Source organism: Paracoccus sp. J55 (genome assembly GCF_000513975.1).
Lineage (GTDB): Bacteria > Pseudomonadota > Alphaproteobacteria > Rhodobacterales > Rhodobacteraceae > Paracoccus.
In genome coordinates, this window is record NZ_AZVA01000002.1 from 58,485 (window position 1) to 81,275 (window position 22,791).

At 70.2% G+C, this 22,791-nt stretch carries 21 protein-coding genes; 10 read left to right on the forward strand and 11 right to left on the reverse strand.

From position 1 onward, the window contains the following. Positions 1–33: 33 nt before the first annotated feature. The 6 genes from PARJ55_RS0102360 to PARJ55_RS0102385 all read right to left on the reverse strand — a co-directional run bounded on the left by PARJ55_RS0102360 (position 34) and on the right by PARJ55_RS0102385 (position 7,320). Complete coding sequence (locus PARJ55_RS0102360; protein ID WP_028716166.1) at positions 34–1,065, reverse strand: AbrB family transcriptional regulator; 1,032 nt, start codon at positions 1,063–1,065, stop codon at positions 34–36. A gap of 79 nt (positions 1,066–1,144) precedes the next feature. Beyond that, positions 1,145–2,914 (reverse strand): biotin carboxylase N-terminal domain-containing protein, encoded by a 1,770-nt coding sequence (locus PARJ55_RS0102365; protein WP_084637759.1) that lies wholly within the window; start codon positions 2,912–2,914, stop codon positions 1,145–1,147. Beyond that, positions 2,911–4,464, reverse strand: a complete 1,554-nt coding sequence (locus PARJ55_RS0102370; RefSeq protein ID WP_036696954.1) for an urea amidolyase family protein — start codon at positions 4,462–4,464, stop codon at positions 2,911–2,913. Before PARJ55_RS0102370 ends, PARJ55_RS0102365 begins: the two co-directional genes overlap by 4 nt. A 2-nt stretch (positions 4,465–4,466) precedes the next feature. After that, on the reverse strand, positions 4,467–5,258 hold the full coding sequence (locus PARJ55_RS0102375; RefSeq protein ID WP_028711534.1) for a putative hydro-lyase: 792 nt from the start codon (positions 5,256–5,258) through the stop codon (positions 4,467–4,469). Beyond that, positions 5,255–6,028 carry a LamB/YcsF family protein gene (locus PARJ55_RS0102380; protein ID WP_028711535.1) on the reverse strand — a complete coding sequence of 258 codons (774 nt, stop codon included), beginning with the start codon at positions 6,026–6,028 and terminating at the stop codon, positions 5,255–5,257. Before PARJ55_RS0102380 ends, PARJ55_RS0102375 begins: the two co-directional genes overlap by 4 nt. Positions 6,029–6,084: 56 nt before the next feature. After that, entirely contained in the window at positions 6,085–7,320 is a 1,236-nt protein-coding gene (locus PARJ55_RS0102385; RefSeq protein WP_028711536.1) for an NRAMP family divalent metal transporter, read from the reverse strand. Positions 7,321–7,653: 333 nt separating this feature from the next. Between PARJ55_RS0102385 and PARJ55_RS0102390 the strand changes: the two genes are divergently transcribed. From PARJ55_RS0102390 to PARJ55_RS0102405, 4 genes are all read left to right on the forward strand, one after another. Further along, positions 7,654–8,322, forward strand: a complete 669-nt coding sequence (locus PARJ55_RS0102390) for a GntR family transcriptional regulator (protein ID WP_036713719.1) — start codon at positions 7,654–7,656, stop codon at positions 8,320–8,322. 105 nt (positions 8,323–8,427) lie between these two features. Further along, positions 8,428–9,612, forward strand: coding sequence for an HPP family protein (locus PARJ55_RS0102395; protein ID WP_028711538.1), 1,185 nt, complete (start codon positions 8,428–8,430; stop codon positions 9,610–9,612). A gap of 98 nt (positions 9,613–9,710) precedes the next feature. Beyond that, positions 9,711–10,673, forward strand: coding sequence for a glycosyltransferase family 2 protein (locus tag PARJ55_RS0102400; protein WP_028711539.1), 963 nt, complete (start codon positions 9,711–9,713; stop codon positions 10,671–10,673). 9 nt (positions 10,674–10,682) lie between these two features. Beyond that, on the forward strand, positions 10,683–12,767 hold the full coding sequence (locus tag PARJ55_RS0102405) for an NAD-dependent epimerase/dehydratase family protein (protein ID WP_028711540.1): 2,085 nt from the start codon (positions 10,683–10,685) through the stop codon (positions 12,765–12,767). Here PARJ55_RS0102405 and PARJ55_RS0102410 read toward each other — a convergent pair whose 3' ends face one another. The 5 genes from PARJ55_RS0102410 to PARJ55_RS0102430 form a co-directional block, all read right to left on the reverse strand. Next, positions 12,768–13,280, reverse strand: coding sequence for an AmiS/UreI family transporter (locus tag PARJ55_RS0102410; RefSeq protein ID WP_028711541.1), 513 nt, complete (start codon positions 13,278–13,280; stop codon positions 12,768–12,770). Between the two features lie 144 nt (positions 13,281–13,424). After that, positions 13,425–14,366, reverse strand: coding sequence for a hypothetical protein (locus tag PARJ55_RS0102415; RefSeq protein ID WP_028711542.1), 942 nt, complete (start codon positions 14,364–14,366; stop codon positions 13,425–13,427). A 90-nt stretch (positions 14,367–14,456) separates the two neighbouring features. Continuing rightward, on the reverse strand, positions 14,457–15,551 hold the full coding sequence (locus tag PARJ55_RS0102420; protein WP_051416132.1) for a DUF475 domain-containing protein: 1,095 nt from the start codon (positions 15,549–15,551) through the stop codon (positions 14,457–14,459). Positions 15,552–15,685: 134 nt separating this feature from the next. Beyond that, positions 15,686–17,116 carry a sensor histidine kinase gene (locus PARJ55_RS0102425; protein ID WP_028711544.1) on the reverse strand — a complete coding sequence of 477 codons (1,431 nt, stop codon included), beginning with the start codon at positions 17,114–17,116 and terminating at the stop codon, positions 15,686–15,688. Continuing rightward, entirely contained in the window at positions 17,113–17,784 is a 672-nt protein-coding gene (locus PARJ55_RS0102430; protein ID WP_028711545.1) for a response regulator transcription factor, read from the reverse strand. The genes PARJ55_RS0102425 and PARJ55_RS0102430 overlap by 4 nt, the downstream gene beginning before the upstream one ends. A 78-nt stretch (positions 17,785–17,862) precedes the next feature. Between PARJ55_RS0102430 and PARJ55_RS0102435 the strand changes: the two genes are divergently transcribed. From PARJ55_RS0102435 to PARJ55_RS23830, 6 genes are all read left to right on the forward strand, one after another. Further along, complete coding sequence (locus tag PARJ55_RS0102435; RefSeq protein WP_232215653.1) at positions 17,863–18,942, forward strand: ABC transporter substrate-binding protein; 1,080 nt, start codon at positions 17,863–17,865, stop codon at positions 18,940–18,942. A 174-nt stretch (positions 18,943–19,116) separates the two neighbouring features. Next, positions 19,117–20,058, forward strand: coding sequence for a tripartite tricarboxylate transporter substrate binding protein (locus tag PARJ55_RS0102440; RefSeq protein ID WP_028711547.1), 942 nt, complete (start codon positions 19,117–19,119; stop codon positions 20,056–20,058). Next, entirely contained in the window at positions 20,055–20,549 is a 495-nt protein-coding gene (locus PARJ55_RS0102445; RefSeq protein WP_028711548.1) for a tripartite tricarboxylate transporter TctB family protein, read from the forward strand. The genes PARJ55_RS0102440 and PARJ55_RS0102445 overlap by 4 nt, the downstream gene beginning before the upstream one ends. A 3-nt stretch (positions 20,550–20,552) precedes the next feature. Further along, positions 20,553–22,070 (forward strand): tripartite tricarboxylate transporter permease, encoded by a 1,518-nt coding sequence (locus PARJ55_RS0102450; protein WP_028711549.1) that lies wholly within the window; start codon positions 20,553–20,555, stop codon positions 22,068–22,070. Positions 22,071–22,214: 144 nt separating this feature from the next. Then, positions 22,215–22,370, forward strand: coding sequence for a hypothetical protein (locus tag PARJ55_RS24250; protein WP_198019304.1), 156 nt, complete (start codon positions 22,215–22,217; stop codon positions 22,368–22,370). Between the two features lie 247 nt (positions 22,371–22,617). Next, positions 22,618–22,779: a hypothetical protein gene (locus PARJ55_RS23830; protein WP_156929410.1), complete on the forward strand. Its 162-nt coding sequence runs from the start codon at positions 22,618–22,620 to the stop codon at positions 22,777–22,779. Positions 22,780–22,791 lie beyond the last annotated feature (12 nt).

Consider the following 22,791-nt stretch of genomic DNA (forward strand, 5'->3'; position numbering starts at 1 on the left):
GCGTCTCCTCCTCCTCTGGTTGCGGCACGGGGCCTAGATGCGCCGGCCCAGGACCTTGCCCACCACCGGCCCCAGCACGATGACGATGACCATGCGCAGCAGGTGATGGCTGACCACATAGGCCAGGTCCGCCCCGGCGATCAGCGCGATCACCACCATCTCGGCCTGCCCGCCCGGCAGGAAGGCCAGAAAGGCGTCGAGCCCCGGCGCCAGCCGCAGATGCACGATCACCTCGATGAAGACCAGGCTGATCGCGGCCAGCAGCAGCGCATAGACCAGCCCCGCCGTGACATGCAGCCGCAGCTCGCGCAGGGTGATGCCGGCATATTTCACCCCGACGGCGATGCCGATGAAGAATTGCGCGGCCTGGATCATCTCGGCCGGCGGGCGATGGGTGATCAGGCCCGACAGCGACAGCGCCGCCGTCAGCACCATCGGCCCCAGGATCGAGGCGCCGAAGACGCCCAGCCGCTCGGCCCCCTTCCAGCCCACCAGCCCGGCGGCGAGCATCAGCGCGATCTCGGCCGCGCCGGTGGCGCGCATCGGCGCGCCGGGCGGCTGCGACAGGTCCACGCCCCACCAGCCGGTCATGATCAGCGGCGCGACGGTGACGATCACCAGCACCCGCGTCGCATGGATCAGCGACAGCGCGCGGATGTCGCCCCCGGCCTCTTCGCCAAAGACCAGCATGTCCTGCAAGCCGCCGGGCATGGCGCCATACCAGGCCGTCGCATGGTCGAAGCCGAAGGCGCGGCGGAACAGCGGATAGCCGACCAGCGCGATCACGCCGATGAAGCCCGGCACGAACAGCAGCGATGCCGCCACATCCGGCAGCTCCGCCAGCACGCCGGGCGTGATCGAGGCACCGACCGCCACCCCCAGGATGGTGCGCATGAAGATGCCGAACTGGCCGGCCCCGGCCAGGGGCGCACCGGCCAGCGCCGCGATCAGGCAGGCCAGCATCGGCCCCAGCAGCATGGGCAGCGGCAGATGCAGCAGCAGGAAGGCCGCGCCGCCCAGGGCGGCCAGAACGAAGGTCAGGATACGGCGTTTCGGCAAGCTCATCGTCATTCCCGGCAGGCATCCGGCGCCCGCGCGCCGGCAGGCCGAATTGGCACGGCCCGCCGGGGAATGTCAAAGCGGCTCAGCCGATCCGCGCCAGGGCCGCGCCGAATCCCAGCACCTCGCCCTGCGCGGCGATGCGGGTCAGCTTGCCCGCGCGATGCGCCTCGATGCGGGTCTCCATCTTCATCGCCTCGATGACGGCGACGACCTGGCCCTGTTCGACCTCGGCCCCGTCCTCGGCCTGCCACAGCGTCAGCGTGCCGGGGACCGGGGCGGTCAGCAGCGCCTCATCCGCCTCGGACGCGGGTTGCGGGGCGGGTCCGCCGCCGCCCGCGGGCAGCGCCGAAAGCAGGTTCGCGGGCAGGCCCAGCACGTGCCGCTTGCCGTCGATCTCGACGGCAAGGCGCAGCAGCGGCGCCGGCGCGGCCGGCGCGACGCGGGCATGGGGGGCGACCGCCTCGGCCAGCGCCTCGGCGAAATCGGTCTCGATCCAGCGGGTATGGACGCGGAAATCCCCGTCCTCGGCGCGGAAATCCGGCTGGGCCAGCACGGCGCGGGCAAAGGGCAGCACCGAGGCCACGCCCTCGATGCGGAACTCGCGCAGCGCCCGTTCGGCGCGCTGCAGGGCCTCCTGCCGGGTCGCGCCGGTGACGATCAGCTTGGCCATCAGCGAATCGAAGCTGCCCGGCACCGCCGAGCCCTGCGCCACGCCGCTATCCATGCGGATGCCCGGCCCCGAGGGCGCATCGAAGACCTCGACCGGCCCGGGAGTGGGGAGGAACCCCCGGGCCGGGTCTTCCGCATTGATGCGGAACTCGATGGCGTGGCCGCGCGGTTCGGGCACCGTCTCGTCGGCCAGCCTTGCGCCTTGCGCCACGCGGATCATGGCGCGCACCAGGTCGATGCCGGTGGTTTCCTCGGTCACCGGATGCTCGACCTGCAGCCGGGTGTTCACCTCCAGAAACGAGATCGTGCCATTGGCCGAGAGCAGGTATTCCACCGTCCCCGTCCCCGAATAGCCGGCATGGGCGCAGATGGCGCGGGCCGAGTCGTGGATGCGGGCGCGCTGCTCGTCGGTCAGGAAGGGCGCCGGCGCTTCCTCGACCAGTTTCTGGTTGCGGCGCTGCAGGGAACAGTCGCGGGTGCCGATCACCTTGACGGTGCCGTGCTTGTCGGCCAGCACCTGCGCCTCGACATGGCGCGGACGGTCGAGGAACTGCTCGATGAAGCATTCGCCACGGCCGAAGGCGGTCAGCGCCTCGCGGGTGGCGGATTCGAACAGCTCCTCGACCTCCTCCAGCCGCCAGGCGACCTTCATGCCGCGCCCGCCGCCGCCGAAAGCGGCCTTGATGGCGATGGGCAGGCCATGCTGCTTGGCGAAAGCCAGCGCCTCGGCGGCGCTTTCGACCGGCCCGGGGGTGCCGGCGACCAGCGGCGCGCCGACGGCCTCGGCGATGCGGCGGGCCTCGATCTTGTCGCCCAGAGCCTCGATCACCTTGGGATCGGGGCCGATCCAGATCAGCCCGGCATCCTGCACCGCCTGCGCGAATTCGGCACGCTCGGACAGGAAGCCATAGCCCGGATGGATGGCGTCGGCCCCCGCCGCCTGGGCGATGGCGATGATCTTGCCGGCATCCAGATAGGTCTCGGCGGGCTTGTCGCCCCCCAGAGCGCGCGCCTGGTCGGCCATGCGCACGAAGATCGCGTCGCGGTCGGCATCGGCATAGACGGCGACGCTTTCGATACCCTCGTCGCGGCAGGCGCGGATCACGCGGACGGCGATCTCGCCCCGGTTGGCGATCAGCAGGCGGCGGATGGGGCGGGTGGGGCCGGTGGCAAAGATGGTCATGCGGGCCTCTCTGGCGTGATGGGGGCGAAATCGGCGCTGGCGGTAAAGCGGATGCGGGCACCGGGCGGGATCTGCCCGGCCAGGTCCAGCGCCTCGGGGCGCAGGGTGGCGATGACCGGATAGCCGCCGGTCAGCGGATGGTCGGCCAGGAACAGCACCGGCTGGCCGGAATGCGGGATCTGGATGGCGCCGGTCTCGGTCCCTTCCGAGGGCAGCTCGGTCGCATCCTCGCGCGTCACCGCATCGCCCTGCAGGCGGATGCCGACGCGCGAGCTTTGCGGCGTCACCAGCCATTCCTGTGTCAGGAAATGCCGGACCATCTCGGGCGTGAACCAGTCGGTGCGGGGGCCGAGCGTCACCGGCAGCTCGACCAGATCGCCGGGTTTCGGCAAGGCGGGTTCGGCTTCCGCGGCGGCAGCAGCGACGGCGGGACGGTTCGCAGGGGCAAGCACCGCGCCCGCCGTGATCGGCCCCGGCCCGACATGGGCCAGCGTATCGGTGGCGGCCGAGCCCAGGACCGGCGCGACCCGGAACCCGCCGCGCAGGGCGAGATAGCTGCGCATGCCCGCGCCGGGCGGGTCGATGGCGATCTCGTCGCCCGCATCGACGGCGAAGGCCGCGCCGCGTGGCACGGCATGGCCGGCGATGCTGGCCTGCGCCGCACCGGTCAGGGCCAGAGTCATCGGCTGGTCGGCTTGCAGGCGGACGGGGCCCAGCGTGATCTCCAGCACCGGCGCGTCCGAAGGGTTGCCGACGGCGCGATTGGCCCGGCGCGCCGCGCCCATGTCCAGCGCGCCCGAGGCCGAGACACCCTGCCCGCCCTGCCCCGGCCGCCCCTCGTCCTGAAAGACGATGGGAAAGGCGGTGGACAGCACGCGCAGGCCCTGCTGGGGCTGCGATTGCGGGACGGCGGCCGAGGCGTGGACCTCGGCCCTGCGCGCGACAAAGCGGCAGCGCACGCCGGGGCGCAGCAGCGCCGGCGGGTCGCGGGACAGGTCCCACATCGGCACCTCGGTGCGGCCGATCAGCTGCCAGCCACCCGGGGTCTCCTGCGGATAGACGCCACAGAAGCGCCCGGCCAGCGCCACCGAACCCGCCGGGATGCGGGTGCGCGGCGCCGGGCGGCGCGGCAGGTCGAAGCGGGCATCGTCGCAGGTCATATAGGCGAAACCGGGCGCGAAGCCGCAGAAGGCCACCTGCCAGGTGGTGTCCTGATGGGCGGCGATCACCTCGGCCGCGGTCACGCCCATATGGGCCGCGACATCGGCCAGATCCTCGCCGTCATAGGTCACGGGCAGTTCGACCGTCTCGCTGGCGCGCGCATTGGGCGGCGTGCCGGGGGCGGGCTGGCGGGCGAGGACCGCGCCGGCCAACCGCGCGTCGGCGGCGGTGCCCGGCGCGGTGCGGATCATCAGCGTGCGGGCGGCCGGGACGATTTCGGCCACGCCGGGCACCGGATCGGCCACGAGCGCGTCGAACAGCGCCAGCGTCTGGTCCAGGTCGTCCAGTTCCGCCAGCAGGGTCCGGGGTCCGATGGGCAGGAAGCGCATGGTCACACCTGCCAATGCGTGTCGGGCACGTCGGTGATGAACATGTAGCCCGGCGCATGGGTGATGGCGAAGGGCGGTTTCGACGCCATCAGCGCCGCCTGCGGGGTCACGCCGCAGGCCCAGAACACCGGCACCTCGCCCGGCCGGATCGGCACCGGGTCGCCGAAATCGGGACGCGACAGGTCGGCAATGCCCAGGGCCTCGGGCGCGCCGATATGCACCGGGGCGCCGTGAACCGCCGGCGTGCGGCCCGAGATCATCGCCGCCTCGGCCACCCGCCCCGCCGGGATCGGCCGCATCGAGACCACCATCTTGCCATGCAGCCGCCCCGCCGGCCGGCAGTCGCGGTCGGTCAGGAACATCGGCACGTTGCAGCCTTCGGCGATGTGGCGGATCTCGATCCCGGCCTGTTGCAGGGGCGTCTCGAAGGTAAACGAGCAGCCGATCAGGAAGGTCACCAGATCGGGATGCTCGGCCCAGGCCGCGCTGGCGTCGGGGGTCTCCTCGGCCAGCACGCCGTCGCGCCAGATGCGATAAAGCGGGATGTCGGTCCTCAGGTCGGCATCCGGCGCAAGCGCGGTGCGGGGACTGCCGGGATCGGTCACGTCCAGCACCGGGCAGGGCTTGGGGTTGCGCTGCGCGTAAAGCAGGAAATCCCAGGCCCAGTCCTTGGGCAGCGAGATCATGTTGCACTGGGTGAAGCCCGGCGCCATGCCCGCCGTGGGACGGGGCGCGCCTTCGCGGCAGGCCAGCCGGGCGGCGCGGGCGGAGGCGGGATCGGGCAGCAGGGTCATGCCGCGCCCCCCGCAGCCGGGGCGATGGAGACGCCGCCCGCCAGCAGCACCTCGCGGATGCGGGCGGCCATGGCGACGGCGCCGGGGCTGTCGCCATGCACGCAGATGCTGTCGGCCTGCAGGCCCAGGGTCGAGCCGTCCGCCGCCTCGATCTCGCCCTCGGTCGCCAGCCGCAGCATGCGGGCGGCGACGGCCTCGGGGTCGTGCAGCACCGCCCCGGCCTCGCGGCGCGAGACCAGCTGGCCGTCGGGACGATAGGCGCGGTCGGCGAAGGCCTCGGCGATGGTGGGCAAGCCGGCCTCGGCCGCTTGCCGCAGGATCTGCGTCCCGGCCAGGCCCATCATGGCCAACCCCGGATCGACGGCCTTGATGCCCTCGATCACCGCCGCGCCCTGTTTCGGGTCCACGGCGATGGTGTTGTAAAGCGCGCCATGCGGCTTGACATAGCTGACGCGGGTGCCGGCGCTGGCGCAGATGCCTTGCAGCGCGCCGATCTGATAGATCACATCCGCGACCAGTTCGGCATGGGTCACGTCCATCGGCCGGCGGCCGAAGCCCACCCGGTCGGGATAGGAGACATGCGCGCCCACCGCCACGCCCCGCGCCGCCGCCTCGCGCACGGTGGCCAGGATGGTCAGCGGGTCGCCGGCATGAAAGCCGCAGGCGACGTTGGCCGAGCTGACGATGCCCAGCATGGTGGCGTCGTCGCCCATCTTCCAGGCGCCATAGCCCTCGCCCAGGTCGCTGTTCAGGTCGATGTTGCGGGTCATGTGTTCCTCCGGGACGTTGGGCGGCGGGCCCGCGAGGGGCCTGCCGCGATCATGGCTCAGGCGGCCAGGAAGGCAAAGATCGGGCCGATGGAGTTGAAGCCCATATACCAGGTCAGCGCACAGACCACGGCGCTGGCGATCAGCAGCGGCCGGTTATAGACATGCCCGCCCATCAGGTCGGCCCGCGCGAAGCCGACATAGGTAAAGATCGTCAGGCCGATGGGCAGGATCAGCCCGTTGAAGCCGCCGACGAAGACCAGGATGGCGGCCGGCGCGGTGCCCAGCGACAGATAGACCGCCAGCGAGATGGCGATGAAGATCACCGTGGCGATGTTGCGGTCGCGGTCGCCCATGGTGCGGAAGGCGACCAGGAAGCTGACCGAGGTATAGGCCGCGCCGATGACCGAGGTGATGGCGGCGGCCCAGAAGATCAGGCCAAAGATGCGCATGCCCCATTCGCCCAGCACCACGGCGAAGGCCTGCGCGGCGGGGTTCGCGGCCTGCCCGGACAGGTCCAGCGTCACGCCCGAGGCGACGACGCCCAGGATGGCCAGGAACAGGATGAAGCGCATGACGCCCGTGACCGCGATCCCGGTCAGCGAGGCGCGGGTGACGGCGGCGAGGTTCTGCTCGCCCACCAGCCCCTTGTCGAGCAGCCGGTGCGCGCCGGAATAGGTGATGTAGCCGCCGACCGTGCCGCCGACGATGGTGGTGATGGTGGCGAAATCGACGATCTCGGGCAGCACCATCTGCCGCATCGCATCGCCGACCGGCGGGTTCGAGACCAGGGCGACGACCAGCGTCATGCCGATCATCAGCAGGCCCAGCCCGATCAGCGAACGGTCGAGCAGCAGCCCGGCCCGGCGCGACAGGAAGATGCCGATGGCCAGCGCCGCCGACAGCGCGCCGCCGATCTTGGGGTCCAGCCCGAACATGGCGTTCAGGCCCAGCCCGGCCCCGGCGATGTTGCCGATGTTGAAGGCCAGCCCGCCGACCAGAACCAGCACCGCCAGCAGGTAGCCCGCACCGGGAATCGCCGCGTTCGCGGTGTCCGAGGCGTTGCGCCGGGTCAGCGCGGTGATGCGCCAGATATTCAGCTGCACCACGAAGTCGATCACGATCGAGGCGAGGATGGCAAAGGCGAAGGCGGCGCCCAGCTTTGCCGTGAAGGTCGCGGTCTGGGTGATGAAGCCCGGCCCGATGGCCGAAGTCGCCATCAGGAAGATCGCCGCCATGAAACCGCCGCGCGCGGCAGCCGAGGCGGCAGAGGGGGAGGTGACGGATTCGGCCATCGGTCTGCTCCTGCTGCAAGGGTGGAGTGCGTCTTGGGAATAGCTCGACTGTGAATTCAACAAGACAATCCGTCAACGATAATTTGACATGTATGATTAAATTGTTGAACAACATGCTTGCAAAGCAGGGATAATCTGCCCGGATCATCGGCAGTTCCGGCCCGTCCTGCCCGCTCGGGGGGCGGCCACCGTCCCTTCAGGATGCCGAAAACCGGACGAATCGGCGCGGGCCGCCTTGCCTTGCCCCCGGCCTCTCGGCCAAGATCGGCCGATCCGCGAAACCGCACCGACGCCCTGACGACATCCGCCCCCATGACCAAGGAACCTGCCGCGATGGCGGAAGCCCGCGAACCCGCCCCCAGCCCCGCCGCCAGCCTCGCCGAAGGCATCGCCGCCCGGCTGCGCGACCAGGTCACCGGCGGCACGCTGGTGCCCGGCCAGCGCCTGTCCGAGGCCCGGCTGGCGGCCGAGCTGGACATCTCGCGCAATACGCTGCGCGAGGTGTTCCGCCTGCTCACGCGCGAGGGCATCCTGCGGCACGAGCCGAACCGGGGGGTCTTCGTCGCCGTGCCCTCGATGGCCTCGATCCTGGACATCTACCGGGTGCGGCGGCTGATCGAGGTGCCGGCCCTGGCCCAGGCCTGGCCCGGCCATGCCGCCGTGGCCCGGATGCGCGCCGCCGTCGCGCGGGCCGAGGCGCTGCAGGCGATCCCCGACTGGCGCGGCGTCGGCAGCGCCAACATGGAATTCCACGCCGCCATCGTGGCGCTGACCGACAGCCCGCGGCTGATCCAGTTCTTCACCCAGATCATTGCCGAGCTGCGGCTGGCCTTCGGCCTGCTGGACAGCCCCGAGCTGCTGCACCGCCCCTATATCTCGCGCAATGCCGAGATTCTGGGCAGGCTGGAGGCCGGCGACCCGGCCGGCGCCGCCCGCATGCTGGAGGATTACCTGACCCAGTCCGAGCGCGCCGTGCTGGAGGCCTTTGCCCGGCTGGGCTGACGGCGCCGCAGGTCAGCCTTACCGGGGACTTGCGCCCTGCCCGTTCCTGCGACAATTAAGCACATCGGAAGCCCGTTTTCCGGGCAGGCGCGAAGGACAGATCAGATGACCAGACCGGCCGGGGCCGTGCTGCACCAGATCACGCAGGCCCTCGGCCCGGCGATCGCGCCCGGCTCGCCGCGCGAGGCGTTGCGGGCGGGGATCGGCGCGCTGGTGGGGCTGGGCGTCTCGGGCCTGTTCCTGCTGTCGCCGGCAACCGACCTGCGGCTGGGGCTTTACATGATCGCGCCCTTCGGCGCGACCTCGGTGCTGGTCTTCGCGGTGCCGAACAGCCCGCTGGCGCAACCCTGGTCGGCGGTGGTCGGCAACGGCGTCGCCGCGGCCGTCGGGGTGCTGGCCTGCATGATGACGCCCAACGCGGCGCTTTGCGTCGCGCTGGCGGTGGGCATCACCATCACCGCGATGATCCTTTTGCGCGCCGTGCATCCGCCCGCCGGCGCGGTCGCCATGACCGCCGCGCTGAACCCCGAGGCGATCCGCGAGCTCGGCTTCCACTTCGTGCTGGCGCCGGTGCTGGTCGGCACGCTGGCCCTGGTCGGCCTGGCGATGATCTATGCGCGGCTGACCGGGCGGCGCTATCCCTTCCGCCAGTTCGACGAGCCGGGGCCGCATGGCACCGCCGACCATCCGGCGATGGAGCGGCTGGGCCTGTCCAAGGACGAGCTGACCGAGATCCTGCAACGCTATCGCCAGTCGCTGAACCTGGGCGTCGAGGACCTTGCCCGGCTGATCGGCGCCGCGGAATTGCAGGCCGCCACCCACCGCACCGGACCGCTGACCGCAGCGGACGTGATGTCGCGGGACCTGGTCACCGTCGGCCCGCAGACCCGGCTGGTGCGCGTCGCCGACATCTTCCGCAGGCACGGCTTCACCTCGCTTCCGGTGGTCGAGAACGGCGACCGGTTCCTGGGCGTGATCTTCCAGCTGCACCTGATCCGCCGCGCCCGCGACGACGCCTTTCGCCACGACCGGCGGTTTTCCGTCGCCATGTCGGACCTGCTGAACCCCAGGCGCGGCATGCCGACCCGCGCGCGAGAGATCATGCAGACCGACCCGCCGCATGTCGCGCCCGATACCCCCATCGGGGCGCTGCTGCCGATGCTGGCCTCGGGCGAATGCGACGCGGTGCCGGTGCTGGACGGGCCGCGCATCGTCGGCATCGTCACCCAGACCGACCTGATCTCGGCCCTGGCCCGCCAGAGCCTGCGGCAGGACCTGCCTGCACCCTGATCCCGCCCGGACATGCCGATAACGACAGGCCGCGCCGCATTGCAGAAAGCGGCCCGGCAGGGATAGGTTTCCCTGACCGGAACAACCCTGGGGGAATCATGACCCGTCCCACGCTCGGCGCCGTGGCGATCGGCCGCAACGAGGGCGAGCGGCTGAAAGCCTGCCTGCGCTCTCTGGTGCCGCTTTGCGAGCGGGTGGTCTATGTGGACAGCGGCTCGCGCGACGACAGCGTCGGTTTCGCCCGCAGCCTGGGCGTCACCGTGGTCGAGCTGGACAGCTCGGTTCCCTTTACCGCCGCCCGCGCCCGCAATGCCGGGTTCGACGCGCTGCTGGCCGGCGGCACGCTGGACCTGGTGCAATTCGTCGACGGCGACTGCCGGGTCGAGCCCGGCTGGCTGGAGGCCGGTATCGCCGCCATGCAGGACGACCCCGGGCTGGGCCTCGTCACCGGCTGGCGCTCCGAGATCCACCCCACGGCCACGGTCTACAACCAGATGTGCGAGGTGGACTGGCACCGGCCCGCCGGCCCGATCGTGGCCTGCGGCGGCGACATGATGGTGCGCGTCGCGGCTTTCCGCGAGATCGGCGGCTTCGACCCGGCGGTGATCGCGGCCGAGGACGACGAATTCTGCCTGCGCCTGGGCAAGGCCGGCTGGAAGCTGCAGCGCCTGCCGGTGCAGATGACCTGGCACGATGCCGACATGACCCGCTTTTCCCAATGGTGGCAGCGCACCATCCGCAACGGCCACGGCTTCGCGCAGGTGGGCCGCATGCACCCGCCGCATTTCCGGCGCGAGCAGATGCGGGTCTGGGTCTATGGGCTGGCGCTGCCGCTGCTTTTCCTGCTGGGGCTGTTTACCAGCCTCTGGCTTTCGCTGGCGGTGCTGGGGCTTTACGCATTGTCCTTCTGGAAGACCCTCAAGGGGCTGAAGGGCCGGCCGATGGCGGCGGGGCAGGCCGCGCTGCTGACGCTGGCCAAGATCCCTAACCTTTTGGGAATGATGACTTACCACCGGCGCCGCCGCAAGGGCGACGCCATGCGTATTATCGAGTATAAATAGGAGTTTTTCATGACTTCGGACCTGCGCGTCGGCATTGTCGGGGCCGGCTACATCGCCTCGTGGCATGCCGATGCGATCAAGGCCGCGCCGGGCGCGCGGCTGGTCGCGATCTGCGACCCCGCCATCGACGCGGCCGAGGCGCTGGCCGCCAGCCATGGCGTCGCCGCCTTTGCCGACCTGGACCAGATGATCGCCGCCGGGGTCTGCGACCTGGTGCATATCCTGACGCCGCCGAACCTGCATCGCGACCTGGCGGTGAAATGCCTGGGCGCCGGCCTGCATGTGCTGGTCGAGAAGCCCGTGGCGCTCTCCGTCGCCGAGATCGACGAGATGGAGGCCGCGGCCCGGGCCGCCGGCCGCCAGCTGGGCGCCTGCCACAACTTTCTGGGCCTGCCCGGCTACGGCCGGCTCAAGCAGGCGGTGCAGGCGGGCGATCTGGGCTTGGTCTCGGCCGCGCAGATCAACTGGGCGCTGCCCTTGGTGCCCCTGCGCTCGGGGCCTTACGGGCTGTGGATGCTGCGCGAGACGCAGAACCTGCTGCTGGAGCTTGGCGCGCATCCCTTCTCGTTCGCGGTGGACCTGTTCGGCCCGCTGGATGTCGAGCATGTCAGCCTGGGCCAATGGATCACCCTGCCCGGCGGCGAAGAGCGGCCGCAAAGCTGGCGCATCCTGGCCCGCGCCGGCAAGGTGGACGTGACCATCGCCCTGTCGCTGGTCGAGACCTTCGACGACCGTTCGGTCAGCTTGCGCGGCTCCTCCGGCATGGCGCGGCTGGACTATGCGGCGGATGCGCTGGTGGTCACGCGCGACAACACCGCCGATCTGGTGCTGAACCCGCTGATCAAGGAACTGTCCCGCGCCGGGGCGCATCTGCGCGAGGGGCTGCGCAACGCCTTCCGCCAGGCCGCCTCGCTGAACCAGAAAAGCCCCTATGGGCTGAGCTTCCGCGCCACCATCGCCGCCTTCTACGACGGTATCCGCGCCGGGCAACCCGACCCGCGCCTTGCGCCCGCCTCGGCCCGGGCGGTGATGCAGGGGATCGAGGATGCGCTGGTCAGCCTGCCCGCCCTGCCTCCGGTCCCGGCTCGGCCCGTGGGCACGCCGCGGCCGCGCGTCATGGTGATCGGCGGCACCGGCTTCATCGGCCGCAACCTGACCCGGCGGCTGGTCCAGCGCGGCCACGACGTGCGGGTGCTGTCGCGCGGCCGCAACGGTCCCTTTCCCGACATCGCCGACCATGTCGAGACGCTGGCCGTGTCGCTGCGCGACGAGGACGGGCTGGCCCAGGCCATGCAGGGCATGGATTGCGTCTTCAACCTGGCGAAATCCACCGACAAGAGCTGGCAGGCGGCGCTGGAAAACGACGTGGCCACGACCGAGCGCATCGGCCGCGCCGCGATCCGCGCCGGCATCGGGCGGCTGGTCCATACCGGCACCATCGCCTCATACGACATGTCCGACCCGGCCCGCGCCATCACCGAGGCCAGCGATTTCGGCCAGATGGACAGCCGCAACATCTATGCCCGGTCCAAGGCCGAGGGCGAGCGCCGGCTGATCGCGATGCAGGCGCAGGGGTTGCGGCTGGTGATCGCACGGCCCGGCATCGTGCTGGGCGACGGCGGGCCCCTGCAGCATTGGGGCATCGGCCGCTGGCACGGGGCGGGGGCGGTGCGGCTGTGGGGCAATGGCCGCAACATCCTGCCCTTCGTGCTGGCCGACGACGTCTCGGACGGGCTGATCGCGATGATGGAGCGCGACGAGGCCATCGGCGAAAGCTTCAACCTGATCGGCGAGCCGATGTTTTCCGGCCGCGACTATTTCGACGCCATCCACCGCCGCACCGGGGCGCGGCTGAAGGTCAGCGGCTCGAACCTGACCGCGCTTTGGGCGGTCGATGCGGTCAAGCAGGGGCTGAAGCGCCATGCCCTGCGCCGCAAGGGTGCGGCGCCCGCCTCGCTGGCGGACTGGAAGTCGCGCGGGCACCTGTCGCGTTTCGACAATGCCAAGCCCAAGCGCCTGCTGGGCTGGGCGCCCGAGGCCGACCGCGACGCCTTCTGGCGCCGCGCCATCGACGAGGCGCATCTGTTCTGGTGATCAGATCAGCCCGTCCAGCAGCAGGAAGCCCGGCAGCCAGCCGGTGAAGATCCCGGCCAGCAGCGTGACCCAGGCGGTCTGCCGCTGGATCGGGCGGCCAAGCGCCAGCAGCAGGAAATACAGGAACCACAGCACGCCCCAGACGGCCCAGTTCGCCGCCAGCCAAAGCTCGGTCGCAGTCGCGGCTTCGGCCAGCCCGCGCAGGAACACCGGCACGGTCGTCACCGCGACGAACAGGCTGAACCAGCCCAGGCCGCGCCCGTCGGCGCCGCTGAACCGGTTATAGGCGACCCACAGATAGGTGGTGCAGAACAAGAGGCTCAGCGCGCCGTTGCGGATGCTGGCGGCGCCGGCCCCGGCGCCGAAGGCGTCATGCAGGACTGCCGCGCCCGAAACCAGCGCGGTGACGATGTTGATGACCACGATCTCGCGATCGGCGATCCGGCCCATCAGCCAGAGGCCGTTGAGAAACAGCACGGCGCCGACATAGAACAGCACGAACCCGGTAAGCATTGGACCTCCTGCGCAAGCCTGACCGCGGATCGGGCAATTGCCCGGAATGCGATCAGCCATGCCTGCCAAGAGGGCAGAATCGCCGCCGGATCAATGGGAATGTTTTCAACGATCTGTAAAAGCAGAATTCGGGTTCCGTGCGGGTCAGAGGCCGGTCAGCGGCTCGGCGCTGACCACTTCCCAGACCAGCTCCTGCATGCGCCGCGCCAGCTCGGGCGAGGGGGCCTCGGCCGGATTGCCATCGGCGCGCAGCAGCTGATGCGGCAGCCCGACCGGGCTTTTGCCGTAAAGCACCGCGTAATGCGTCAGCGCCACCAGGTAGGCGCCCAGGTCGTTCGGATGGATGCTGTCCAGCGAGCCGTCGGGATTGCGGGCGAACAGGTCCTCGCGCGAGGTCATCTCGGCGATGCCGCCCTTGCCCTCGGCTTCGGCCACCAGCCGGGCCATGACCTGCCCCACGGGGATCAGCCAGACAGGCCTGTCTGCAGCGCGGGCGGCGGGCCAGAGCAGGGCGGGCTTCCACATCGTCTCCAAGTCGTCGGGAAGGCGCGACAGCCAGTCCGGCTGGTCGTCCAGCGCGTGCCAGCTTTCGTAGAGGAAGATCTGCGCTTCGGGATTGGCCGCCGCCGCCTCGGCCGCCCATTTCCCGGCATAGAGGCGGCTTTCCTTGTATTGGATCGCGTCCTGCAGCCGCACCATCTCGGTCATGACGAAGGCGTCGTAATCGCCGCTTTGCAGTGCCTCATGCGCCTCGCGGTGGCGGGGGGTGGCGTTTTCCTGCTCGTAGCCGTTGATCGCGTCGGGGCCCTGGAAATGCTCGCGCAGCGCCGTGCCCCAGCCCAGCTGCAGCGCGTAATCGTGCCCCTGCCCGGCCAGTTGCGCCAGCATCGCCGGCATGTCGCGCCCGACCAGGCTGTGGCCCAGGTGATAGACCCGCAGCGGTCCCTGCGGCAGCGCCCGGCCCGCTTGGTAAAGCGCCTGTACATCGGCGCCGTCATCCGGCACCGCCCCGGCCCTTTGCGCATGGCGCCAGTAGAACAGCGCCGCAAGCGCGACGACGACCAGCAGGGCAAGCAGGTAACGCATGTCCATCCCTCGTTCCGAACCACGGGATCAGGGATAGCAAAAAGGCCGCCGCCCCGAAAGGCGGCGGCCGACAGGCTTTTCAGGCAGTGCTTATGCCTCGACCGCGTGGTTCTTGCGGTTCCAGCGGATCGAGGACCAGAACGAGATGCCGATCAGCGTCGCGCCGCCCAGGCCGGTGATGACCTCGGGGATATGCACCAAGGGCTGCACGAACATGATCACCGACAGCGCGATGATGGCGTAGAAGGCGCCGTGTTCCAGGAAGCGGTATTCGGCCAGCGTGCCGCGCTCGACCAGCATGATGGTCATCGAGCGCACATACATGGCGCCGATGCCCAGGCCGATGGCGATGACGAACAGGTTATGCGTCAGCGCAAAGGCCCCGATCACGCCGTCGAAGCTGAAGGAGGCATCCAGCACTTCCAGATAAAGGAAGGCGCCGATACCGCCCTTGGCGCCGGCCTGCATCGCCTCTTGCGAGCTGTCGAGCAGGCCGCCCAGCACCTCGACCAGCAGGAAGGTCAGAAGGCCCCAGATCGCGGAATGGAAGAACACCTGCGAATCGGCCCCTTCGAGGAAGCGCGAGAAGATCAGCACCGTGACCAGCACCACCGCCACCTCGATGCCGCGGACGGTGGCGTAACGCTGCATGCGATGTTCCAGCCAGCGCACCCAATGCACGTCCTTTTCGTGGTCGAAGAAGAAGCTGAGGCCGACCATCATCAGGAAGGTGCCGCCGAAGGCCGCGATGGGCAGATGCGCCTCGTGCATGATGCGCGAATATTCGTCGGGCTGGCTTGCGGCCAGGACCATCGCCTGCCAGGGGCCGATATTGGCGGCGATGACCACGATGAGCAGCGGAAAGACGATCCGCATGCCGAAGACGGCGATCAGGATGCCCCAGGTCAGGAAGCGGCGCTGCCACTTCGGGGTCATCTCTTTCAGCTTGTTGGCGTTGACGATGGCGTTGTCGAAGGAAAGCGAGATTTCAAGCACCGCCAGCACGGCGCAGATGAAAAAGATCGTCAGCGTGCCGCCGACGGTTCCGGTCGTCTGCCATCCCAGCACTGCGCCCAGGGCGAGGCCAAGCACGGTGACGATGAAGGACCACTTGAAATAGTGCAGGGTCGGACGATGGGTTCCATTCGTCGAGCCCCCCGCGGACGGGTTGTTTCCTTGCTGCATGTTAAGAACAAGTCCAGGCGGCTGGTCAAAGATCGATGCCGACATCACGGACGTGCCGCCACGTCCGCCAGAGGGGCCCGGCCATCAAACTGCGTTCACGAAGACGCGAACGCGCAAAAGATGGCGAATCCGGGTCACGATTGCAAGGGTTCCGTGCCGATCCCGGCATTTTCTTGCACGGACCGGGCCGGGGCCGCCGCCGGCAGGGTGATGCGCGCCAGCAGCCCGCGTCCGTCGGCCCCCTCGGCCAGGGTCAGCCGGCCGCCGAACAGGCCGGCGATCTCCAGCGCCACCGGCAGGCCCAGCCCCATGCCCGGCCCCGAGGTCTGGCCGCGGGCGAATCGGCTGACGGCGGCGGCGCGGGCCTCGGGCGGGATGCCGGGGCCGTTGTCCTCGACCTCCAGCACCGCCTCGCCGGCATCGCGCCGGACGCGCACCGTCACCACCGCCGCGCGGCCGGCATGCAGAAGCGCGTTCGAAATCAGGTTGCTCAGCGCCTCGCCCAGCAGCAGGGGCTCGGCCCGGACCATCACCGGCCCCGCGCCCTCGAAGCCCAGGTCGATGCCGGCCTCGGCGGCGGCGGGGATATGCTCGGCGGTCAGGTCGCGCGCCAGCGCCGCAAGGTCCAGGACCGTGCCCCGGCCGGCGCCCTCGGCGGCATCGACCTTGGCCAGCAGCAGAAGCTGCGCCAGGATGCGCTCGGCATGGGCCACGGCAGCGTCGCCCTTGCTGGCGGCGGCCTGCGCCTCGGACAGGGTGGCGGCCCGCGCCGCCAGCGCCAGCTGCGTGCGCACCACGGCCAGCGGCGTGCGCAGCTGATGCCCGGCATTGCCGGTAAAGTTGCGCATCCCGTCCAGCGCCGCGCCCAGCCGCCGCATGAACGAGTTCACCGTGCCGACCAGCCCCCGCACCTCCGAAGGCACCGGCGTCCCGATAGGGCTCAGGTCGTCGGGGCTGCGCGCGGCGATTTCCTCGCTGAGCCGGTAGAGCGGGCGCAGCGACACCGTCACCGCGATCCAGACAATCAGCGCCGCGCCGGCGATCATCAGCACCAGCCGCAGGGCCGAGCGCATCAGGATCGCCCGCGTCAGCTCGCGCCGGGCATTGGTGGTCTCGGCCACGGTCACCACGAAGGGCACCTCGTCGATGCCGGTCGAGGCGGCGCGGGCGAGGCTCGCGACCCGCACCGGCTCGCCCCGGAACGCGCCGTCGGCATAGGCGGGCTCGCCGCCCTGCCGCGCCGGGGCCATCGGCAGGTCGCCATAGCCGGTGACGATATGGCCGGGCGGGCCGTCCACGCGATAGAAGACCCGGTCCTGCGCGGCGGAACTCAGCATCTCCAGCGCGCCATAGGGGATTTCGATGGCGATGCGGCCCTGATCGTCCAGCGAGGCGCGCTCGGCGATCACCAGCGCCGAACCGGCCAGCACCCGGTCGGCCAGCGCATTGGCCATGCGCACCGCCTCGCGCCAGGTGTCGATCAGCGCGGCGGTTCCCAGCACCAGCGTCGCCAGCAGCAGCCAGGCCAGCAGGCGGCGGCGCAGGGAAAACGGCCGCCGGATCAAGGCACCGCCCGGTCGAGGAAATAGCCGATGCCGCGCGCCGTCCGGACCGTCAGCCCCGCCGGCGCCAGCCGCTTGCGCAGCCGGCTGACATATTGCTCGATGGCATTGGCGGACAGGTCGTCCTCCAGCGAGGTCAGCGACTGCACGATCGATTCGCGCGCCACCACCTTGCCGGCGCGCATGATCAGCAGCTCCAGCAGCCCGCGTTCGCGCGCCGGCAGGTCCAGCGGCTGCCCCGCCAGCAGGAAGCTGCGCGCCGTCTGGTCCAGAACCAGATCGCCGAAGCTGACGGTGGAGTTGCGCAGCCCCGCCTGACGGCGCAGAAGCGAGCGGATGCGCGCCTCGAACTCGCCGATGTCGAAGGGCTTGATCAGATAGTCGTCGGCACCCAGGTCGAGGCCGCGCACCCGCTCCTCGGGCGCGCCGCGCGCGGTCAGGATCATCACCGCCGCCGGATTGCGCCGCGCCCGCATCGCCCGCAGCACCTCCAGCCCGTCCATCTGCGGCAGGTTCAGGTCCAGGATCACCAGGTCGAAGCTTTCCGCCGCCGCCAGCGCCTCGGCCGAGGCGCCGTCATGCACCACGTCCACCGCATAACCCGATTGCCGCAGCAGGGCGGTCAGCCCCTCGGCCAGCGACAGGTTGTCCTCGACAAGCAGGATGCGCATGGTTTTCCCCCTCGCCTGCAGCCTAGCGGCGCGGGGCGGACTTGTGAACGGGCTGCCGCTTTGGCAAAGTCGCCGATCATGCGCCTGCTTGCCCGCCTTATGCCAGCCATCGCCGCCGCCCTTGCGCTGTGGCCGGGCGACGCATCGGCCCAGGTGACGCTGTTTCCCGCCCCGGCCGGCGACGGGCGCGAGCTGTCGGTCTATTCCTCGCTCGACGACGATCTGGCCGCGCCGCTGGTCGCCGCCTTCCAGCGCATCCATCCCGGCGTCGCCGTGCGCTACGAGAACCTGCTGACGACCGAGCTGCACGACCGCATCGTGGCCGAGACGCAGGCGGGCGGCGGCACGGCGGATTTCGCCTTTTCCTCGGCCATGGACCTGCAGGTCAAGCTGGCGAATGACGGCTACGCCCGGCCGGTCGCGACGCCGGACACGCCCGGCTGGCCCAACTGGGCAAACTGGCGCGACACCGCCTATGCGCTGACCTTCGAGCCGGCGGTCTTTGCCTATCACAAGCCCAGCTTCGCCGATCACGAGCCGCCCGCCACCCGCGCCGCCTTGATCCGCTGGATGGCCGAACATCCGGCCGAGGCGCAGGGCCGGATCGGCACCTATGACGTGGCGCGCTCGGGCGTGGGCTATCTGTTCCTGGCCCGCGACCAGGAGCTTTATCCCGGCATCTGGTCGGTGGTGCAGGCGATGGGCCGCGCCGGCGTGCAGCAATTCCCGACCTCGGCCGAGCTGCTGGAGCGGATCGCCGACGGGCGGCTGGCGGTGGGCTACAACCTGCTCGGCTCCTATGCCGCCGACTGGGCGCGCCAGCATCCCGAGGTGGGCGTGATCCTGCCGCGCGATTTCACCGTGGTCGTCTCGCGCGTGGCGCTGGTGCCGACGGCGGCGCGCCAGCCGGGGCTGGGGACGGATTTCCTGGCCTTCCTGATGTCGCCCGAGGGCCAGAGCCTGCTGTCCCGAACGCTGCGGCTGTCGGCCGTCAGCCTTGAGGTGGCCGGCCAGCCCGGCCCGGCGGGCGGCATGCAGGATCTGGCCGGGCTGCGGCTGAAGCCGGTGCCGGTCAGCCCCGGCCTTCTGGCCTATCTGGACCAGGCGACGCGGGCCAGGCTGCTTGCGCGCTGGAACAAGGCGCTGGCCGGGGAATAGTTTTTCGCCGCGATGTCAGGTCCGTGACAGCTTTCTGTGCTGGAAAGGCACCGGGCCCGCCTGCGCGCGGACCCGCGGAGGAGCCGCCCGCATTCCGGGAGAGATGCGGGCCAGAACCGGAAAAACGGATAACCGGACCGGCGCGGACGCGCCCGGTCGATGCGGAGGAAGACCATGAAGCAATTCGTTCTCGCCAGCCTGTTCGCGGCGGCCACGGCCCTGCCCGCCATGGCCGATTACACCATCATCGCCCCGGCCAATCCCGGCGGCGGCTGGGACCAGACCGCGCGCACCATGCAGACCGTGCTGCAGGAAGAGGGCGTGTCGCGCTCGGTGCAGGTGCAGAACGTGCCCGGCGCCGGCGGCACCATCGGGCTGGCGCAATTCGCCAGCCAGAACAAGGGCAACCCCGACGCGCTGATCGTCGGCGGCTATGTGATGGTCGGCGCCATCCTGACCAACAACTCGCCCGTCTCGCTCAAGGACGTGACGCCCATCGCCCGGCTGACCGGCGAATATGAGGCGATCGTGGTCCCCGCCGCCTCGCCCATCCAGGACATCGCCGGGCTGATCGAGGCGCTGAAGGCCGATCCCGGCGCGGTCAGCTGGGCCGGCGGCTCGGCCGGCGGCACCGACCATATCGCCGTGGGGCTGATTGCCAAGGCGGCGGGCGTCGATCCGACCAGGATCAACTATATCGCCTATTCCGGCGGCGGCGAGGCGCTGGCGGCGATCCTGGGCAACCAGGTGACGGCCGGCATCTCCTCGCTGGGCGAGTTCGAGGCCCAGATCCAGGCCGGCACGCTGCGGCTGCTGGCCGTCACCTCGCCCGAGCGGCTGGAGGGCGTCGATGCGCCCACCCTGCAAGAGGCCGGGCTGGACGTGGTGCTGGAAAACTGGCGCATGGTCGCCGCCGCGCCGGGCCTCTCGGACGAGCAGAAGGCCAAGGTCACCGCCGATATCGAGAAGATGGCGAAATCGGAAAGCTGGCAGAAGCAGCTGGCCGACAAGGGCTGGATGGACACCTATCTGGCCGGCCCGGAATTCGAGGCCCAGCTGGAACAGGACGTCGCCGCGACCGAGGCGATCCTCAAGGACATCGGTCTGGTGAAATGAGCGCGCCCCGCCATGAACCGCCGCGCCGCCGGGATACGGCGGCGCTGATCATCGCCGCCGGGCTGGTGGTGGCCGGCGGCGTGATGCTGTGGGACAGCGCGCGCCTGGCCGATCTGGGCGGCTATTCCGGCATCGGCCCGGCCAGCGTGCCGCGCGTGGTCGGCTTCGGCCTGCTGGGCCTGGCCGTCTGGACCGCCATCGAGGCGCTGCGCGGCGATTTCCCCGAACGCCCGCCGCAGAACGCCGCGCCGGTGCTGTGGATCGTCGCGGGCCTGGCCCTGCAGCTGATGCTGCTGCACACGACCGGCTTTTCCATCGCCACCGGCATTCTCTTCGGCTTTACCGCCCGGGCCTTCGGCAAGCGCAACCTGGCGATGACCATTCCCGTCGGCATCGTCTTCGCCTTCGTGGTCTGGGTCGTCTTCTCGCAACTTCTGATGCTGCACCTGCCCGCCGGGCCGCTTGAGCATCTGGTCTTTCCGCGGGGCTGAACCATGAGCGCATTCGAATTCCTGCTGCAGGGGCTCGGCACCGCCGCCGAGCCGATGATGCTGCTTTACGCGCTGATCGGCGTGACGCTGGGCACCGCCGTCGGCGTGCTGCCGGGCATCGGTCCGGCGCTGACCGTGGCGCTGCTGCTGCCCGTCACCTACCGGCTGGACCCGGCTGGCTCGCTCATCATGTTCGCCGGCATCTATTACGGCGGCATGTATGGCGGCTCGACCACCTCGATCCTTCTGAACACGCCGGGCGAAAGCGCCTCGATCATCACCGCGCTGGAAGGCAACAAGATGGCCCGCAAGGGCCGCGGCGGGCCGGCGCTCGCCACCGCGGCCATCGGGTCCTTCATCGCCGGGCTCATCGCGACGCTGCTTCTGGCCTTCCTGGCGCCCAGCATCGTCAAGCTGGCGCTGGTCTTCGGTCCGCGCGAATATTTCGCGCTGATGGTACTGGCCTTCGTCACCGTCTCGGCCGCCTTCGGCGATTCGGCGCTGCGCGGGCTGACCTCACTGTTCCTGGGCCTGGCGCTGGCCTGCGTCGGCATCGATCAGCTGACCGGGCAGGCGCGGCTGTCCTTCGGCACGCCCGAGCTGCTGGACGGGATCGAAGTCACCACCATGGCCGTCGCCATGTTCGCCGTGGGCGAGGCGCTGTTCATCGCCGGCCAGCGCAACCAGCAGGAGGACGAGGTGACGGCCGTCAAGGGCTCGATCTGGATGAGCGCGCGCGACTGGGCGCGGTCCTGGAAGCCCTGGCTGCGCGGCACCTTCATCGGCTTTCCCATCGGCGCCATGCCGGCCGGCGGGGCCGAGATCGGCACCTTCCTGTCCTATGCCACCGAGAAGAAGCTGACCAAGCATCCCGAGGAATTCGGCCACGGCGCCATCGAAGGCGTGGCCGGACCCGAGGCCGCCAACAACGCCAGCGCCGCCGGCACGCTGGTGCCCCTGCTGACGCTGGGCCTGCCGACCTCGGCCACGGCGGCGATCATGCTGGCGGGCTTCCAGCAGTTCGGGCTGCAGCCCGGCCCGCTGCTCTTCGCCACCAACCCGACGCTGGTCTGGGGGCTGATCGCCTCGCTCCTGATCGCGAACGCCATGCTTCTGGTGCTGAACCTGCCGATGATCGGGTTGTGGGTAAAGCTGCTGACGGTGCCGAAGCCCTGGCTTTACGCCGGCATCCTGCTGTTCGCGACGCTGGGCACCATCGGCGCCAACCCCTCGGCCTTCGAGCTGGGGATGCTGCTGGGCTTCGGCGTGCTGGGCTATGTGATGCGGCTCTTCGGCTATCCGATCGCGCCGATCGTGGTCGGGCTGATCCTTGGCCCGCTGGCCGAGCAGCAGCTGCGCCGGGCGCTGTCCATCAGCCAGGGCGACTGGACCACGCTGGTGCAGTCCCCCATCGCGGCCGCGCTGCTGGGCATCGCCGCGCTGGCGCTGATCGTGCCGCTGATCCTGCGCGCCCGCGGCAAGGGCGAGGTGCTGAGCCAGCTCGCCGGCGAAGAGGACTGACCGAAAAACCGCCCCGGTCCCGCAAGGGCCGGGGCCTGCCATGTTCTGGCGGCATGGCCGCCTTGTCCTTTTGCTGCGTTGCAGAACGGGCCTGCGGCGCCCATCTGTCTGTCATCGGAAACGATCATACAGACAGGCAGAAAAATGCACCGCGCCTTCCATTCCATCCATTCGGCCCTTTCGACCCTGCGGGCCGCCATCGCCGTCGCCTCGGCGGCTGAAGCGCATCGCCGCCCGGCGGCCGCGGACCTGCGCCGCCTGGGCATCGACGAAGCCAAATTCGCCGCGATCCACCTGTAAGCCCGATCAGGCGCCCCGCCCGGTCGCGGGGCGGCCCGGGACTCGGCGGTTTCACGCCAACCGCCCCCTTGCTGACGCCACGCCGTCAGGACTCCGTCAATCTTTTGCCGATATAGCTTGATTCGCACACGGGCGAATCGACGGGAAACGGCATGCGGCAGGACCAAGGGCGAGGATTATCGGGACGGGGATCATCGGGAAGAACGCATGGCCTCCGGCGGAACCGGCCGGCTGGGCGCGGGGCGGCATGCCGATCCTGATCCTTGCCGTGCTGATCGCCAAGCTTGCGGCCATGGCGGGATGTCTGGCCGGCATCGGCCCTGTCGGGCTGATTGGACTTTATGTCTGCTCGGGGCTCGTGACGCTGGCCATGCTGGCGCTGGGGCTTCGCCGGCCGGATCCGGCCTGAACCGGACCCGTC